Source organism: Rhizobium sp. ARZ01, assembly GCF_014851675.1.
Classification (GTDB): domain Bacteria; phylum Pseudomonadota; class Alphaproteobacteria; order Rhizobiales; family Rhizobiaceae; genus Mycoplana.
This window is the reverse complement of record NZ_JACVAE010000001.1, coordinates 2,798,581-2,813,358: the sequence shown is the minus strand read 5'-3', so window position 1 is coordinate 2,813,358 and position 14,778 is coordinate 2,798,581. Positions and strand designations below refer to the sequence as shown.

Below are 14,778 nucleotides of genomic sequence, written 5' to 3'. Positions count from 1 at the left end.
TCGGCCGCAAAAGATAATCCCCGCTTGTGCGGGACGGGAGGTTGGACTTGGACATGAGCGTAAACGAGGAAAGCAGCCAGGACGGCATCCGCCGCCGCAGCTGGCGGGACGTGGACCTGAGAGCCGTTGCTCCCTTTGCGGCGCTGGCCCTGCTCCTGATCGTCGGAGCCTTGGTCAACCCGAACTTCATCGGCATCAACAACCTCGCCAATGTCGCCACCCGCAGCGCCTTCATCGCCATCATCGCGGTCGGCGCGACCTTCGTCATCTCTGCGGGCGACCTCGACCTTTCCGTCGGCGCGATGGTGGCGTTCGTCGCCAGCCTGATGATCCTGTTCATGAACTCCGGCGTGATCGCCGACCCTGCCCTGATGCTGACGGCCGCGATTGTCTTCACCGTCGTCACCGGTGCCGCCTGCGGGCTGGCCAATGGCCTGATCACCACCGTCGGCAAGATCGAGCCCTTCATTGCCACGCTTGGCACGATGGGCATCTATCGCGGCCTGACGACCTGGCTTTCGCAGGGCGGGGCGATCACGCTGAAGGAGCCGCAGCTGCAGGAAATGTACCGGCCCGCCTATTTCGGTTCGATCCTTGGCGTGCCGGTGCCGATCGTCGTCATCCTTGCTGTAACGTCGATTGCCGCCTTCATCCTCTACCGCACCCGCTATGGCCGGCATGTCGTCGCCGTCGGCTCCAACAGCGACGTCGCGCGATATTCCGGTATCGCGGTCAATCGCGTGCGCACCATCGCCTTCGTCATCCAGGGCCTGTGTGTCGCCGTCGCCGTGTTGCTCTACGTGCCGCGCCTCGGCTCCACCTCGGCCACGACAGGTATTTTGTGGGAGTTGCAGGCGATCACCGCGGTCGTCGTCGGCGGCACGGCGCTTAAAGGCGGCGCGGGCCGTGTATGGGGCACCATCTGCGGCGCCTTCATTCTCGAACTGGTCGGCAACATCATGCTGCTGTCCAATTTCATCAGCGAATACCTGATCGGCGCCATCCAGGGGGCGATCATCATCATTGCCATGCTCGTCCAGCGCTCGCTGGTGCGCAAAGCGTAGGACCAGGCAATCCGGCAAGGGCGCGAAGCACGTTTGCCGGAATTGTGAGGAAGGAACGCCGGGCTTACAGGTCTCCCGGCAATGGAAGTCTGACCTGATTTTGGGAGGAACCTAATGCGCAAGAAACTACTGGGCCTGACAGTTGCAGCCGTTGCTGCCTTTGGCGGCATCGGCCACGCACAGGACAAGAACGTCACGATCGGCGTGTCGATCCCGGCCGCCGACCACGGCTGGACCGCTGGCGTCGTCTTCCATGCCGAGCGTGTCGCCAAGCAACTGATGGAGAAGCACCCGGGCCTGAACGTCATCGTCAAGACCTCGCCGGATCCGGCAAGCCAGGCAAACGCGGTGCAGGACCTCGAGACGCAGGGCATCGACGCGCTCGTCATCCTGCCGACCGATCCCGATCCACTCGTCAACGCCATCAAGGAAGTGAAGGGCAAGGGCACGTTCGTCGCGCTCGTCGACCGCGCTCCCTCGGTGAATGACAATTCGGTGCGCGATCTCTATGTCGCCGGCAACAATCCGGCGCTTGGTCAGACCGCCGGCGAGTACATCAAGGCAACGACGCCGGACGCCGAAGTCGTCGTCATCCGCGGCCTGCCGATTCCGATCGATCAGCAGCGCCAGGACGGTTTCGACAAGGGCATCGAGGGCTCGAACGTCAAGGTTCTCGACCGCCAGTACGGCAACTGGAACCGCGACGACGCCTTCAAGGTCATGCAGGACTACCTGACCAAGTACCCGAAGATCGACGTGGTCTGGTGCCAGGACGACGACATGGCCGTCGGCGTACTGCAGGCGATCGAGCAGGCCAAGCGTACCGACATCCAGTATGTCGTCGCCGGCGCCGGCTCGAAGGACATGATCAAGAAGGTCATGGACGGCGACAAGATGATCCCGGTCGATGTTCTCTATCCGCCGGCAATGGTTGGCACAGCGCTCGAAATGACGGCCGCCAACTTCTACGGCCAGGTGCCGGTGCGCGGCGTCTACACGATCGACGCGACGCTCGTCACCAAGGACAACGCCAAGGACTACTATTTCCCGGAATCGCCGTTCTGATTTCAAACAGCATCGTTTCGCCCGGGCCGTTAGGTCCCGGGCGAAACCATTCCTCGGCCTGAATTTTCCACACAAGCGGGCCATTGCCCGTGGGCGAAAACATCAATAGCTTGGCGCCTGCAACGTTGCAGATGCCCTGGCTTCGGGCGAAATCGCGCCCGCGACACTTGAATTGGCATTGAAATAATGACGCGGCCGTAAGGCGACGCGTGCGATGGGAGGAAGCATTCAATGAAGACGATCAAGGGACCGGCACTGTTTCTCGCCCAGTTTGCCGGCGACGCGGCACCGTTCAACTCGTGGGACTCGATTACCAAATGGGCGGCCGACATCGGCTACAAGGGCGTTCAGGTACCAAGCTGGGACGGCCGGCTGATCGACCTGAAGAAGGCCGCCGAATCCAAAACCTACTGCGACGATTTTAAAGGCAAGGCGCGCGAGAACGGCGTCGAGGTCACCGAGCTTTCCACACATCTACAGGGCCAACTCGTCGCCGTGCATCCGGCCTATGACGAAGCCTTTGACGGCTTTGCCGCCCCCGAGGTGCGCGGCAATCCGAAGGCGCGACAGGAATGGGCCGTCAATCAAGTGAAGATGGCACTGACGGCGTCAAAGAACCTCGGCATCGGTGCGCACGCGACGTTCTCCGGCGCGCTCGCCTGGCCCTTCGTCTATCCGTGGCCGCAGCGCCCCGCCGGTCTCGTCGAGACCGCCTTTGACGAGCTTGCCCGCCGCTGGAAGCCGATCCTCGACCATGCCGAGGACTGCGGCGTTGACGTCTGCTACGAGATTCACCCGGGCGAAGACCTGCACGACGGCATCACCTACGAGATGTTTCTGGAGCGCACCGGCAACCATGCCCGCGCGTGCATGCTCTACGACCCCTCACACTACGTGCTGCAGTGCCTCGACTATCTCGACAACATCGACATCTACAAGGACCGCATCCGGATGTTCCACGTCAAGGACGCGGAGTTCAATCCGACCGGCCGGCAGGGCGTCTATGGCGGCTACCAGGGCTGGGTGAACCGGGCCGGGCGCTTCCGCTCGCTCGGCGACGGTCAGGTCGATTTCGGCGCGGTCTTTTCCAAGATGGCGGCGAACGACTTTTCCGGCTGGGCCGTGGTCGAATGGGAATGCGCGCTGAAGCATCCCGAGGACGGCGCGCGCGAGGGCGCCGAATTCGTCAAGCACCACATCATCCGTGTCACGGAGAAAGCCTTCGACGACTTTGCCGATGCGGGCACGGATCAGGCGGCGAACCGGCGCATGCTGGGAATCTGACGTCAGGCCGATCGCAGCGCGGCCAGATCGGCAGTTTCGAGCGCAGCGATGTTGCGCTCGATCTGCTCAGGGTCCCAATCCCACCAGGCAAGTTCGAGGAGGGCGGAAATCACATCATCGCTGAAACGCTTGCGAACGGGGACCGCGGGATTGCCGCCGACGATCGTGTAGGGAGCAATGTCGCGCGTGACGACCGCGCCGGCGGCGACGATCGCGCCCGGGCCGATCGTGACGCCAGGCATAACCAGCGCGCCGTAGCCGATCCAGACGTCGTGGCCGACGACCGTGTCCTTGTGGGGCAGATCGGCATAGCCGCCGGTCCCGGCAAGGTCGAAGACGCGGAAGGGATAAGTCGTGTAGCCGTCCATCGGATGGTTCGCCGAACTGGTGATGAAGCGCACGCCGTGGGCGATCTGCACGAACCGGCCGATCACCAGCTTCTCCGCACTGAAGGGAAAAAGATAGGGCGCCAGCGTTGCGGCCCAGTCGTCGGGGCAGGTGAAGTCGCTGGCATAGGAATAGTCGCCGACCTCCATCCTGGGGTGATCGATGACGTTGCGGAGATAGACGGTGTTCCGGATGACGGTGCCGTCGGGCGTCGTGATCGGGTGGGCAAGAAGCGGGTTGAGCAATGGCATGAAGGCGTTCTCTCAGGCAGCGATATAGATGGGTCACAGAGCTTGCGCTTTGCTCCATGATTGAAGCGTCTCGAAGGAGCCTGGCCTCCCTTTCCATTCGAGGGCTCCCAGGGGGCGGAGCCCGATCTAGGCACAAAGTTTGAAATGATCCAACCCCTTGAGGGGGAGAGGCAAGGAGGAAACAGCATGGCAATCGAAGGAAGCATGAGCGAGACGCGGGAACGGCGGATCAGGCTCGGCATGGTGGGCGGCGGGGCCGGCGCCTTCATCGGCGCGGTGCACCGCATCGCCGCAAGGCTCGACGATCACTATGAACTCGTGGCGGGCGCGCTGTCGTCTACGGCGGAGAAATCGATCGCCTCGGGCCGCGAGCTCGGGCTCGATCCGGCCCGCTGCTACGGCAGCTTCAAGGAGATGGCGATCCGCGAGGCCAAGCTGAAGAACGGCATCGAGGCGGTCGCCATCGTCACGCCCAACCACGTGCACTACGAGGCGGCGAAGGAGTTCTTGAAGCGCGGCATCCACGTGATCTGCGACAAGCCGCTGACCTCCACGCTCGGCGACGCGAAGAAGCTGAAGAGGCTTGCCGACGAGAGCGACGCGCTGTTCGTGCTCACCCATAACTACACCGGCTACCCGATGGTCCGTCAGGCGCGGCAGATGGTGAAGGATGGCGTGCTGGGCCAGATCCGTCTGGTGCAGATGGAATATCCGCAGGACTGGCTGACGGAGAACATCGAACAGACCGGCCAGAAGCAGGCGGCCTGGCGCACTGATCCGTCGAAGTCGGGTGCGGGCGGCTCGACCGGCGACATCGGTACCCATGCCTACAATCTCGGCTGCTTCGTTTCCGGCCTCGAACTGGAGGAGCTTTCCGCCGACCTCGACAGCTTCGTCCCCGGCCGCAAGCTCGACGACAACGCCCATGTGATGATGCGTTTTGCGGAGAAGGACGGCGTGCGTGCCAAGGGTATGCTCTGGTGCAGCCAGGTGGCGCCCGGCCACGAGAACGGCCTCAAGGTGCGGGTCTACGGCACCAAGGGCGGGCTCGAATGGGTGCAGGCCGATCCGAACTACCTGTGGTACACACCCTTCGGCGAGCCGAAGCGCCTCATCACCCGCAACGGTGCCGGTTCGGACGCCGCCGCCGCCCGCGTGAGCCGCGTTCCCTCGGGGCATCCGGAAGGCTACCTCGAAGGCTTCGCCAACATCTACACCGAAGCTGCCCGCGCGATCTATGCGAAGCGCAAGGGCACGAAGGTCGATCCGGCCGTGCTCTACCCGACCGTCGACGACGGCCTGAAGGGCATGGTCTTCGTCGATGCCTGCGTGCAGTCCTCGAAGAAGAACGGGGTCTGGGTGAAGGTGTGATCGCCGCGATCTCTTTGTCTCGTTGGCAAAGCCGGCGGATCGGGCCGGATGAAGGTTAGGACATTCAAGGGGGCGTGGCGTGTGCTGCGCTCCCTTGTTCTTTGCTTGCTGCTGCCGAAAGGGATACTCCACCACTGACCTCCGAGGCTCATCGGGAAGCTCGTCTGCACGTTGAAGGGAGGACAAAGCTATTGTCCGATCCGGCGCTCCTGCATTTCCTCGCCGACAAAACAATTGTAGCCCGCGCGGTCGTCGACGCGTTTCAACGGCCAAGGAGACCGTTTCAGGTCGCTTACGTTCGACCCCAGTATCTCGACGATGAGCTTGCGGAAGATAGCAGTCTCAAAATGGCCGATGTCGGAGACTTTTAGCAGAAAGGCGCCATCTCCGCCGATCACACAATTCTCATAGTAGGTGTCGAGATCCGGAATCGAAGCGGCGTCGGGGCGCATCAGCATGATGGGGAGACCATCGATCACGATGCCTTGCGCGACGGTCGAATTGCGGGCGACGGGTGCCGGCACGCCGGCGTTGTTCGGTCCGTCTCCCGAGATGTCGATGACGCGCCGCATTCCCTGGACCGGGTTGATCTGAAAGAGCTTTCTGGAAAATGCAAGGGTGTTGGAAATGGAGGTGAAGGAGATCCGCCTCATCGGTTGCCGGCGCAGTGTTTCGGAAAATTGACGCGCGGTGCTGGGGCCGTCGATCAGTGTCCAGGGGACGATTTGGACCGCAGACCCGCCCCACTCAACGTATGTCACGGCAATTCTGCCGAGAGGTCCGCTCTGGACAGCCTGGATGAGTTCGGGCTGGAGAAAGGCATTCACATAGCCTTGGCGTTGAATTCGCTGTTCATCAATCTCCATTGAGTAGGAGACATCGACGGCCAGAATCAGTTCAAGATCGACGTCAACGGGAGAAAGTTGGCCGGGTGTGCTGCCCCCCAACACGCCAAAGCAAACAAGAAGAGCGCATTGCAGGTTCATCGCAATAACAAGCCCGAACAAGCCCGGTGCGCGACCATATTACGCCTGTTTCTCGCGCTCACAACGCAAGGATGCGCGCCTGGAAGGTTCACGGCCGACGGGCGACTTGAGCAGGCGCGTATGCCTGTAACTGCTACTGTTTCTTCATTCGGAATTTCTCGTGGCATGCGCCGCAATTTGTGGTTACCGCATTGAACTGAACCTTCAATGCGTCGAGATCCTGCGGATTGGCAGCGACCGCAGCGGCCACATCCACTTGGAATTTCTCGGCGGCCGCTTTGAAAGCGGGCATGTCTTGCCAAATTGTCGGGAGGGCGGCCGTGTCTCCGGTTTCACTCCCAGCGGGAAACAATACATCCACGTCGAAACGTTGTGCATTCGCGTTAAGGCCGTTGAGGGCGGCCATGGCAACGGCAGCGTCAAACGGCATTTCTCCCTTGACCATGGGAGCGAGGGTGCCGGCCAGTTTGCCGCGCTCCTTCATGAGAGCCTTACGGTCTGCAATTGGGTCAGCGAAGGCGGCGGAGCCCGTAAGCGCGAGTGCGGCGATGGCAAGAATGAGCGTTCTCATGAGCAACCCTCTTCATTGCGGTTAATCGGCAAGACTAAGCCTGACTAAAGTACACGCAAATAATCCAACCCTCCAATTCACGCTTTCGTGTCGGCATCATGTAGTTCAGCCGGGATTACCAAAGGAAACGCCCTCGGAGCCGTGGGCTGGAACTGGTCAAACTCGATTGGCAGCGGCATGCTCTTTGGTAGTGACTGCTTTTTGGCCTAAAGCAGACGTCAATCGCTCGATCTCGAACCTGGTTAAAGTGGGCGCTTCTGGCCCACGAGGGTACCCTTACTCCAGGGATGTTGGGAATCAAGCTCGTCGAATTCCATGACATTGCCTCCGCAGCGCCTCCCTCCACATCACCCACCGGAAATCACTACTTCAAGTTTTGCTATTGAAAAGTCGGCAATCAAATGCTCATGATAGCGCGTTCATCGGTTCCCATCGGGGCAACAATGCATGGGTCGACTATCTAGTGCCTTCAATGCGACGCCGGGGCTGGATTGCAGAATTAACTCTGCCACGGCGACATCCCATTACTAGCTTTAACACGGCAGTCTGAAACACAACATCGAGCTCCCAAGCGGACGGTCGATGAGCTGTGATGGCGGTTGTCGTGTCCCCAATTTTGAAATTGAGCACCCCACGCGGAGGATACAGTGATCAGGCATTCCATAACCGCAAGCATGATGATCCTTGTCACACAAACGGCAATCGCGTTGGCCCAGACGCCTCCGGCGATACCAGGGTCTATTTCGACGCCAAATGCCGTCGAGACCCCCATAGGCAAGCTGGAATTCAAGGATGGGGTGCCGACAAGGGAAACCGCCGCCAAACTCTACGACAACCTTGACTTCACCTACGCCTACCGCGCCTTCATGGACAACATGCGCGGGGTCAGCATCCGTGCGCTGCGCAATGGGCTACAAAGCATAGGAGTCAAGGAAAACGAGGTCCTCGTCTTCTCCGACCTGATGGATGCCAAATCCCTGTTCCTGACGGCGAATGCCGACACGATCTATGTGATGGGCTACCTCGATCTTGCGAAGGGGCCCGTGGTGCTTGAGACGCCGCCAGACTTCCTCGGAGCCGTACAGGACGCGTGGTTTCGCTGGGTGATCGATGTCGGTGGGCCGGGGCCTGATCGCGGCCAAGGCGGCAAGTATCTGATTGTGCCGCCTGACTACAACGGACCGCTCCCGGACGGCGGTTATTATATCGCCCATGCCAAAACCAACACCGTACTGTGGTTTGGCCGGTCTTTTCTCGACAACCACAGCGATCCAAAGCCGGTCGTCGAGACCATCCGCAAGTCCACCAAGGTCTATCCCTACGAGCCGGGCGGCGTGGGAACGTCGATCGCCGACTTTCTTTCGGGCAAGGCCAAACTCGGGCAGATCAAACCGCCACCGGCGATGGTGTTCCACGAGGGCAGCGGCAAGGTAGTCAACACGATTCCGCCCAACGACTGGAGCTACTTCGAACTGCTGAACGAAGTGGTTCAGAGCGAGCCCGCCACGTCGCTTGATGCCGAATTGATGGGGCCACTGGCGTCGATCGGGATTGTCAAGGGAAAGCAATTTGCTCCGGACGAGCGGATGAAGAAGATCATGACCGAGGCGCTCGCGGCTGCCAATGCGACTTCGCGCAGCTTGTTTATGAGTCCGCGCGATCCGAACTGGTTCTACTATCCCAATTCGTCCTGGTTCAATTTCCTGTTCGACACCGGCTACGAGTTCGAAACACCTATCCCGATGATCACCGTGGAAGGGGTAAAGCCCTATCCACCGACCGGCTATCGGACGATGGATGCGCGCACAAATTTCTTCTACGGAATAACCGGCATTACGCCGGCCATGGCGATGCGTCTGCCAGGGATCGGCTCACAATACCTGCTCGCCACGACGGACGCGGACAAAAACCATTTCGACGGTGCCAAAACTTACAAGGTCACGCTCCCCAAGGGCATCCCGGCGGAAAATTTCTGGTCGTTCACCGTCTACGACAACATGTCTCGTTCGATGCTTGATACGCCGCAGCGCTATCCGCGAGCCGGAAGCCAAAGCTATCCTTCGCCTGCTGCCGAAGCGGCCGCCGACGGCTCCACAACGATCTGGTTCAGTCCGAAGCAACCCGATGGCGTTGCCCGCGGCAACTGGATTCAAACCGATCCGCAAAAGGGTTGGTTCGTGATCCTTCGCCTCTACAGCCCACTGGAGCCCTTCTTCGACAAGTCCTGGCGACCGGGCGAGATCGAAGTAGTGAAGTGACGCGCTAGCGCCAGGAGGCGAGTAGTGCCCGTGACCAAGCCGCCAGAAAGCACGCTAGGTCACGGGGACTACGAGTTCTGGCCGCCGGGCCCGCAAGCTGGTGATGGCATAATTTGGGGTTGCAAGCGCTGAGCTACAGGCGCGGTGACCGCTTTTCAAAGCAGAGTGCTTGGTGATCGCCGAGCGTTCATCTGGTATGCGTCATCAACGAGGTTTGAGCCGCGCAACCTTTCGCGATGGTCGCTTTTGGCGCAACCCGTCACGCCGGCATCGTTTGCAACCACCTGTCTTTCCTTTTTGTGAGGTTCATGCTGTTCTAGCTCACATGTCAGCATGAGGCGCGTAGGCTGAATATAATGCGCGGTGCTGCTTGCCCACTGTAGTAGATGCCGCCCGCCATCGGGTTCACAGTAGTGGAGAACAGCCATGAACACACGCCTGACAACTGTTTCCCTCGCGCTATCGCTTTCATTGTTCAACGGACAGGGCGCTGCCGCGGCCGATCCCACTCCGGTGACCGTGGACAACTTCGTCCGTGCTGAAACTGACCTCTATTTGTCCGGCGCCTATAAGGACGGTGGACTCGGAAAGTTCGTCCATCGCCGCGAGCCGGCCGCGATTGACGATCAGATCGTCATCAGACTGAACCGCGACACCCTATACTCGTCCGCAGTTTTTGATCTGGATGCCGGCCCGGTGACGATTACGCTGCCCGACGCCGGCGATCGTTTCATGTCGATGCAGGTCATCAGCGAGGATCATTACGTGCCGGAGGTCGTCTATGGCGCCGGCAGCTACACCCTCGACAAGGACAAGGTCGGAACGCGATATGCACTGGCCGCTATCCGAACGCTGGTTGATCCTTCCAGCCCCGATGACGTGGCAAAAGTGCACGCGCTGCAGGACGCGATCAAGGTCGAGCAGGCAAGCGCGGGCAGCTTCGAGGTGCCGAATTGGGACGCGGTCAGCCAGAAGAAGGTTCGCGACGCACTCCTGTCCCTGCAGTCGACGCTGCCCGACTTTAGGAGAGCCTTCGGCAAAAAGGAAGACGTCGATCCGATCCGCCACCTGCTCGCAAGTGCTGCGGCCTGGGGCGGCAATCCGGATAGGGACGCGACCTATCTGAACGTCACGCCGCCTGACAACGACGGCACGACGATCTACAAGTTGACGGTCAAGGATGTGCCCGTCGATGGCTTCTGGTCGGTCAGCCTCTACAATGCGGACGGCTATTACGAGAAGAACCAGTACAACGCCTATTCGATAAACAATGTCACCGCCAAGAAGGGCGCGGACGGCGAAGTCGACATCCAGTTCGGGGGCTGCGACGGCAAAATTCCAAACTGTCTGCCGATCATGAAGGGCTGGAACTATACGGTGCGGCTCTATCGGCCGCATGAGGACATTTTGAACGGAAGTTGGAAGTTCCCGGAACCTCAGCCCGTGAAATCGTAGCTCCATCAGAACTGTAGAGTTCGATTATTTCGGCGATCTTTGGCGTCGTCGACTTCAATTCCCAGCCAGCGCCCCGGTGCTCTCGAGCTCGCGATGGCCAAGGAGGAGCCGAACTGCTCCGAGCCTTTCCGTTTTCCTATAGCTTCGCGCTGGTTTTGATCGCCTCATGAGTGAGTTCCATGGTCGGCCGTCTTCAAGCCGATGCTGGAAACCCAATCGTGAACGACGGATATACTGCCGGGCGTTGCAATTAATATAAGCTTGTGCTTATCATTCGTCATGACTTATGATTATCGCCAAATGGCGGCGCTTGCCGATCCTACGCGCAGACAGGTGTTCGAGCTGATTGTACAAAAACCGCGATCGGTGGCGGAACTCACGCGTTCGCTGCCAGTATCGCAACCAGCTGTGTCTCAACATCTGAAGGCGCTGCGAGACGCCAATCTCGTCCGGGCCGAAGCGCGTGGGGCGAGCAACGTATACCACATCGATCCGAACGGGCTTGGAGAGATGCGGGCATGGCTCGACAGCATTTGGACAGATGCGCTTGGTTCGTTTCGAGAGGCAATCAACGAGAGTGTGGAGGCCAGAGAATGACCGCAATAGGCAGCATAAAGCCGCAACCCGTCATAAAATCGGTCACTGTTGAAGCGTCGGTTGAACGGGCATTCGACGTTTTTACGAGTGGGTTTGGAAGCTGGTGGCCGGCGACTCATTCGATTGGCGCGTCCGCACTGCGGGAAGCTGTCATTGAACCGAGGGCGGGCGGCCGCTGGTACGAGATCGGAGAAGACGGCAGCGAATGCGAGTGGGGAGAAGTCCTCGCGTGGGAGAGGCCCACAAGACTGGTGCTTGCATGGCGTATCGGCGCGGACTGGCGCTACGACCCGCATCTGCTGACGGAGGTCGAGATCACCTTCACGCAGGTGGGTACGACTGCAACGCGCGTCGAACTGGAGCATCGGCTGCTGGAAAACATGGGCGACAAGGAAGCGGCAGCCCGCGAAGCCTTCAACTCGCCAGGCGGGTGGCCCGGTCTGTTGGCAGCGTACGCGAGCATGGTGGGATAGCCTGTCGCTATTTGGTGATCAGTCTAGGTCGCCGCTGTTGCTATGGCGCAAAACGGGGACGATTTTCTGGTCTCACCGGAAAGCTTGCTCTCGGCAATTGTGTCAAGGCACTGATTTGATAAGCCAAATTCGTCGATGATAGCCACCTCCGCCGCTTCCTTCATTCCCGCATCCCTGTTTCGTGGCTACACTCTTTCCGTTCCGTCGCGGATACACTGCGAGGCGTTGCGGCGAGGCGGAACCGGCGCCTTGTGCGAGGGAAGGACGCGTGCCTTCGCACAAGGGGTCTGCAGAAAGGCCCCCCTCTGGAGACGGCGGAGATTTCTCCGAGTTTCGCTCCGGACGCGCCCGGGTGGCGCACATGACCGTCGAATTCGGCGGGAGCAGAGGGGCGAAGTTGCGGGCACAAACCGCCGAACGGGGCGCTGAAAGGTGCCACATACCTACATTCGATGAGGCAGCTTCCAGCGCCCCGTCCGAAACGTGAACGGTGCTGAACCACGGCGGCGTTGCCGCGCGTGGGCGTTGTCGTTTGGTGCCAGAGGCAATTCGGTTGACAAATGGCCAAACCCGACTACTGCAACGTTGCAGCGGATGTGATCTCTTCAAGTGTCCTCACGCAACCCTGATCGGAATTTCGAATGATCGATCCCAAGATCCTCGCCGCGCGTTTTCCCGGCGATTTCGTCTTCGGCGTGGCGACGGCCGCTTTCCAGATCGAGGGCGCCTCGAAGGCGGATGGCCGCAAGCCGTCGATCTGGGACGCCTTCTCCAACATGCCCGGCCGGGTTTTCGGCCGGCACAACGGGGATGTCGCCTGCGATCACTATAACCGCCTTGAGGAGGATCTCGACCTGATCAAGGCGCTCGGCGTCGAAGCCTATCGCTTCTCGATCGCATGGCCGCGCATCATCCCGGAAGGGACCGGGCCGGTCAACGAGAAGGGGCTCGATTTCTACGATCGCCTTGTCGATGGGCTGAAGGCGCGCGGCATCAAGGCGTTTGCCACGCTCTACCACTGGGACCTGCCGCTGGCGTTGATGGGTGACGGTGGCTGGACTTCACGGGCGACGGCCTATGCCTTCCAGCGCTACGCCCAAACCGTGATCGCTCGTCTCGGCGACCGGCTCGATGCGGTGGCGACCTTCAACGAACCCTGGTGCTCGGTCTGGCTCAGCCATCTCTATGGCGTCCATGCGCCGGGCGAGCGCAACATGGATGCTGCGCTTCATGCGCTGCACGTCACCAACCTCGCCCACGGGCTCGGTGTCGCGGCGGTGCGCGCCGAGCGGCCGAACCTGCCGGTCGGACTGGTGCTGAACGCCCACCAGACCTATGCCGCTTCGAATGGGCCGGAAGACGTGGCGGCGGAAAAGCGCGCGTTCGACTTTCACAACGGGGTCTTCTTCGGGCCGGTCTTTGCCGGCGCCTATCCGCGAGGCTTCATGAGCGCGCTCGGTCACCGTATGCCGGAAATCGAGCCGGGCGACATGGAGACGATCCACCTGCCGCTCGATTGGTGGGGGCTGAACTATTACACGCCGATGCGCGTGCAGGCTGATGAGGCGCCCGGTGCGGAGTACCCGGCGACACTACCAGCGCCCGCCGTCAATGGCACGAAGACGGACATCGGTTGGGAGGTCTGCGCTCCCGCGCTCGGCGATCTCGTGCGCCGGCTCAATGACGCTTATCGTCTACCCGACTGCTACATCACCGAGAACGGCGCCTGCTACAACATGGGCGTGGAGAATGGTGAGGTGAACGACCAGCCGCGGCTCGATTACATCGCCGAGCACCTGTCCGTTACCGCCGACCTGATCTCGGAGGGCTTTTCCGTGCGCGGCTATTTCGCCTGGAGCCTGATGGACAATTTCGAGTGGGCGGAGGGCTACAGGATGCGCTTCGGCATCGTGCATGTGGACTACGCCACCCAGGTCCGCACCATCAAGAAGAGCGGGTACTGGTACAGCGTGCTCGCCCGGCAGTTCCCGAAGGGTAATCACAGTGGGCGGTGAGCGTAAGGGGAGGGCAGGCCGGGGTCGCCGCGCTTTCGCCCGGCCGTTGGCGTCAGCTGCCGAGGTGCCGCTCGCCGCGCTTCTTCGCCAGATCCATTTGCTTCTGCCGCTGACGGAAGCGCAGGCGGTCGTCCTCGCTGCGGGTCTCGAAGCAATGGGGGCAGGATACGCCGGCTTCGAACGTGGCGGCCGTGACCTCCTCGGCTGTCAGCGGGTGGCGGCAGGCGCGGCAGAGCGAATGTTCGCCCTCTTCGAGGCCATGGGTGACCGAGACGCGTTCGTCGAAAACGAAGCAGGCGCCTTCCCACAGGCTCACTTCTGCCGGCACGTCCTCAAGATATTTCAGGATGCCGCCCTTGAGGTGGTAGACCTCGTCAAAGCCCTGCTCCTTCATGAAGGCGGTTGCCTTCTCGCAGCGAATGCCGCCGGTGCAGTACATGGCGATCTTCGGCTTGTTATGCAGGCCGGTGTGGTTGCGCACCCAGTCCGGGAACTCGCGGAAGGTCTTCGTGTTCGGATCGACCGCGCCCTTGAAGATGCCGATGGCCGTCTCGTAATCGTTGCGCGTGTCGATGAGGATCGTGCCGGGATCGGAGATCAGCGCATTCCAGTCCTTCGGTGCGACATAGGTGCCCACCACCTTGTTCGGGTCGATGTCCTCGACCCCCATGGTGACGATCTCCTTTTTCAGCCGCACCTTCATGCGCAGGAACGGCATTTCGGAGGCGCGGCTTTCCTTGTGCTCGAGCCCGGCGAACTCCGGCTGCGCACGCAAAAATGCGAGGACCGTGCGGATGCCGGCGTCCGGTCCGGCGATCGTGCCGTTGATGCCCTCATGGGCGAGCAACAGCGTTCCGCGCACGCCGTTCTCCTCGCACAGCGCCTGCAGCGGCGCGCGCAGATCGGCGAACCGCGGCACGGACACGAAGTGATAGAGGGCGGCCACGAGGAACGACGCCTCGTTCGACTGGGGGATTGTGGAAGAGATCGCTGTCATGGCG

Annotated in this window: 13 protein-coding genes; 9 read left to right on the top strand and 4 right to left on the bottom strand. The window is 61.0% G+C overall.

Annotated features, from left to right (window positions below; genetic code table 11):
- Positions 1 to 53: 53 nt before the first annotated feature.
- The 3 genes from IB238_RS13320 (at position 54) to IB238_RS13310 (ending at position 3,413) form a co-directional block, all read left to right on the top strand.
- The gene (locus tag IB238_RS13320; protein WP_192246937.1) at positions 54 to 1,064 is read left to right on the top strand and encodes an ABC transporter permease; all 1,011 of its coding nucleotides are present in this window, start codon (positions 54 to 56) and stop codon (positions 1,062 to 1,064) included.
- A 114-nt stretch (positions 1,065 to 1,178) separates the two neighbouring features.
- Entirely contained in the window at positions 1,179 to 2,129 is a 951-nt protein-coding gene (locus tag IB238_RS13315) for a substrate-binding domain-containing protein (RefSeq protein WP_192246935.1), read from the top strand.
- 231 nt (positions 2,130 to 2,360) lie between these two features.
- Entirely contained in the window at positions 2,361 to 3,413 is a 1,053-nt protein-coding gene (locus tag IB238_RS13310) for a sugar phosphate isomerase/epimerase (RefSeq protein ID WP_192246933.1), read from the top strand.
- Positions 3,414 to 3,415: 2 nt separating this feature from the next.
- Here the strand turns inward: IB238_RS13310 and IB238_RS13305 are convergent, their stop codons facing one another.
- Complete coding sequence (locus IB238_RS13305) at positions 3,416 to 4,051, bottom strand: CatB-related O-acetyltransferase (protein ID WP_192246931.1); 636 nt, start codon at positions 4,049 to 4,051, stop codon at positions 3,416 to 3,418.
- 186 nt (positions 4,052 to 4,237) lie between these two features.
- Here IB238_RS13305 and IB238_RS13300 point away from each other — a divergent pair, with 186 nt between their 5' ends.
- Entirely contained in the window at positions 4,238 to 5,422 is a 1,185-nt protein-coding gene (locus tag IB238_RS13300) for a Gfo/Idh/MocA family oxidoreductase (protein ID WP_192246929.1), read from the top strand.
- A gap of 188 nt (positions 5,423 to 5,610) precedes the next feature.
- On the opposite strand, the gene IB238_RS13295 is transcribed toward IB238_RS13300, so the two are convergent.
- Together IB238_RS13295 and IB238_RS13290 are read right to left on the bottom strand one after the other, a co-directional pair.
- The gene (locus IB238_RS13295; protein ID WP_192246927.1) at positions 5,611 to 6,408 is read right to left on the bottom strand and encodes a DUF1194 domain-containing protein; all 798 of its coding nucleotides are present in this window, start codon (positions 6,406 to 6,408) and stop codon (positions 5,611 to 5,613) included.
- 133 nt (positions 6,409 to 6,541) lie between these two features.
- Positions 6,542 to 6,979, bottom strand: a complete 438-nt coding sequence (locus IB238_RS13290; protein ID WP_192246925.1) for a cytochrome c — start codon at positions 6,977 to 6,979, stop codon at positions 6,542 to 6,544.
- Between the two features lie 677 nt (positions 6,980 to 7,656).
- Here IB238_RS13290 and IB238_RS13285 point away from each other — a divergent pair.
- From IB238_RS13285 to IB238_RS13265, 5 genes are all read left to right on the top strand, one after another.
- Positions 7,657 to 9,237 carry a DUF1254 domain-containing protein gene (locus tag IB238_RS13285; RefSeq protein WP_246723655.1) on the top strand — a complete coding sequence of 527 codons (1,581 nt, stop codon included), beginning with the start codon at positions 7,657 to 7,659 and terminating at the stop codon, positions 9,235 to 9,237.
- A 426-nt stretch (positions 9,238 to 9,663) separates the two neighbouring features.
- Positions 9,664 to 10,692, top strand: a complete 1,029-nt coding sequence (locus tag IB238_RS13280; protein ID WP_192246923.1) for a DUF1254 domain-containing protein — start codon at positions 9,664 to 9,666, stop codon at positions 10,690 to 10,692.
- Between the two features lie 279 nt (positions 10,693 to 10,971).
- Positions 10,972 to 11,289, top strand: a complete 318-nt coding sequence (locus tag IB238_RS13275) for a metalloregulator ArsR/SmtB family transcription factor (RefSeq protein ID WP_192246922.1) — start codon at positions 10,972 to 10,974, stop codon at positions 11,287 to 11,289.
- Entirely contained in the window at positions 11,286 to 11,762 is a 477-nt protein-coding gene (locus IB238_RS13270) for an SRPBCC family protein (RefSeq protein WP_192246920.1), read from the top strand. Before IB238_RS13275 ends, IB238_RS13270 begins: the two co-directional genes overlap by 4 nt.
- A gap of 641 nt (positions 11,763 to 12,403) precedes the next feature.
- A complete protein-coding gene (locus tag IB238_RS13265) occupies positions 12,404 to 13,777 on the top strand; it encodes a GH1 family beta-glucosidase (protein WP_192246918.1) in 1,374 nt (457 codons plus the stop codon).
- Between the two features lie 52 nt (positions 13,778 to 13,829).
- Here IB238_RS13265 and IB238_RS13260 read toward each other — a convergent pair whose 3' ends face one another.
- A complete protein-coding gene (locus IB238_RS13260; protein WP_192246916.1) occupies positions 13,830 to 14,774 on the bottom strand; it encodes a rhodanese-related sulfurtransferase in 945 nt (314 codons plus the stop codon).
- Between the last annotated feature and the right edge of the window lie 4 nt (positions 14,775 to 14,778).

Coding starts and splice junctions, on each gene's coding strand:
- IB238_RS13320 (WP_192246937.1), top strand. CDS start 54: ATGAGCGTAAACGAGGAAAGCAGCCAGGACGGCATCCGCCGCCGCAGC.
- IB238_RS13315 (WP_192246935.1), top strand. CDS start 1,179: ATGCGCAAGAAACTACTGGGCCTGACAGTTGCAGCCGTTGCTGCCTTT.
- IB238_RS13310 (WP_192246933.1), top strand. CDS start 2,361: ATGAAGACGATCAAGGGACCGGCACTGTTTCTCGCCCAGTTTGCCGGC.
- IB238_RS13305 (WP_192246931.1), bottom strand. CDS start 4,051: ATGCCATTGCTCAACCCGCTTCTTGCCCACCCGATCACGACGCCCGAC.
- IB238_RS13300 (WP_192246929.1), top strand. CDS start 4,238: ATGGCAATCGAAGGAAGCATGAGCGAGACGCGGGAACGGCGGATCAGG.
- IB238_RS13295 (WP_192246927.1), bottom strand. CDS start 6,408: ATGAACCTGCAATGCGCTCTTCTTGTTTGCTTTGGCGTGTTGGGGGGC.
- IB238_RS13290 (WP_192246925.1), bottom strand. CDS start 6,979: ATGAGAACGCTCATTCTTGCCATCGCCGCACTCGCGCTTACGGGCTCC.
- IB238_RS13285 (WP_246723655.1), top strand. CDS start 7,657: ATGATCCTTGTCACACAAACGGCAATCGCGTTGGCCCAGACGCCTCCG.
- IB238_RS13280 (WP_192246923.1), top strand. CDS start 9,664: ATGAACACACGCCTGACAACTGTTTCCCTCGCGCTATCGCTTTCATTG.
- IB238_RS13275 (WP_192246922.1), top strand. CDS start 10,972: ATGACTTATGATTATCGCCAAATGGCGGCGCTTGCCGATCCTACGCGC.
- IB238_RS13270 (WP_192246920.1), top strand. CDS start 11,286: ATGACCGCAATAGGCAGCATAAAGCCGCAACCCGTCATAAAATCGGTC.
- IB238_RS13265 (WP_192246918.1), top strand. CDS start 12,404: ATGATCGATCCCAAGATCCTCGCCGCGCGTTTTCCCGGCGATTTCGTC.
- IB238_RS13260 (WP_192246916.1), bottom strand. CDS start 14,774: ATGACAGCGATCTCTTCCACAATCCCCCAGTCGAACGAGGCGTCGTTC.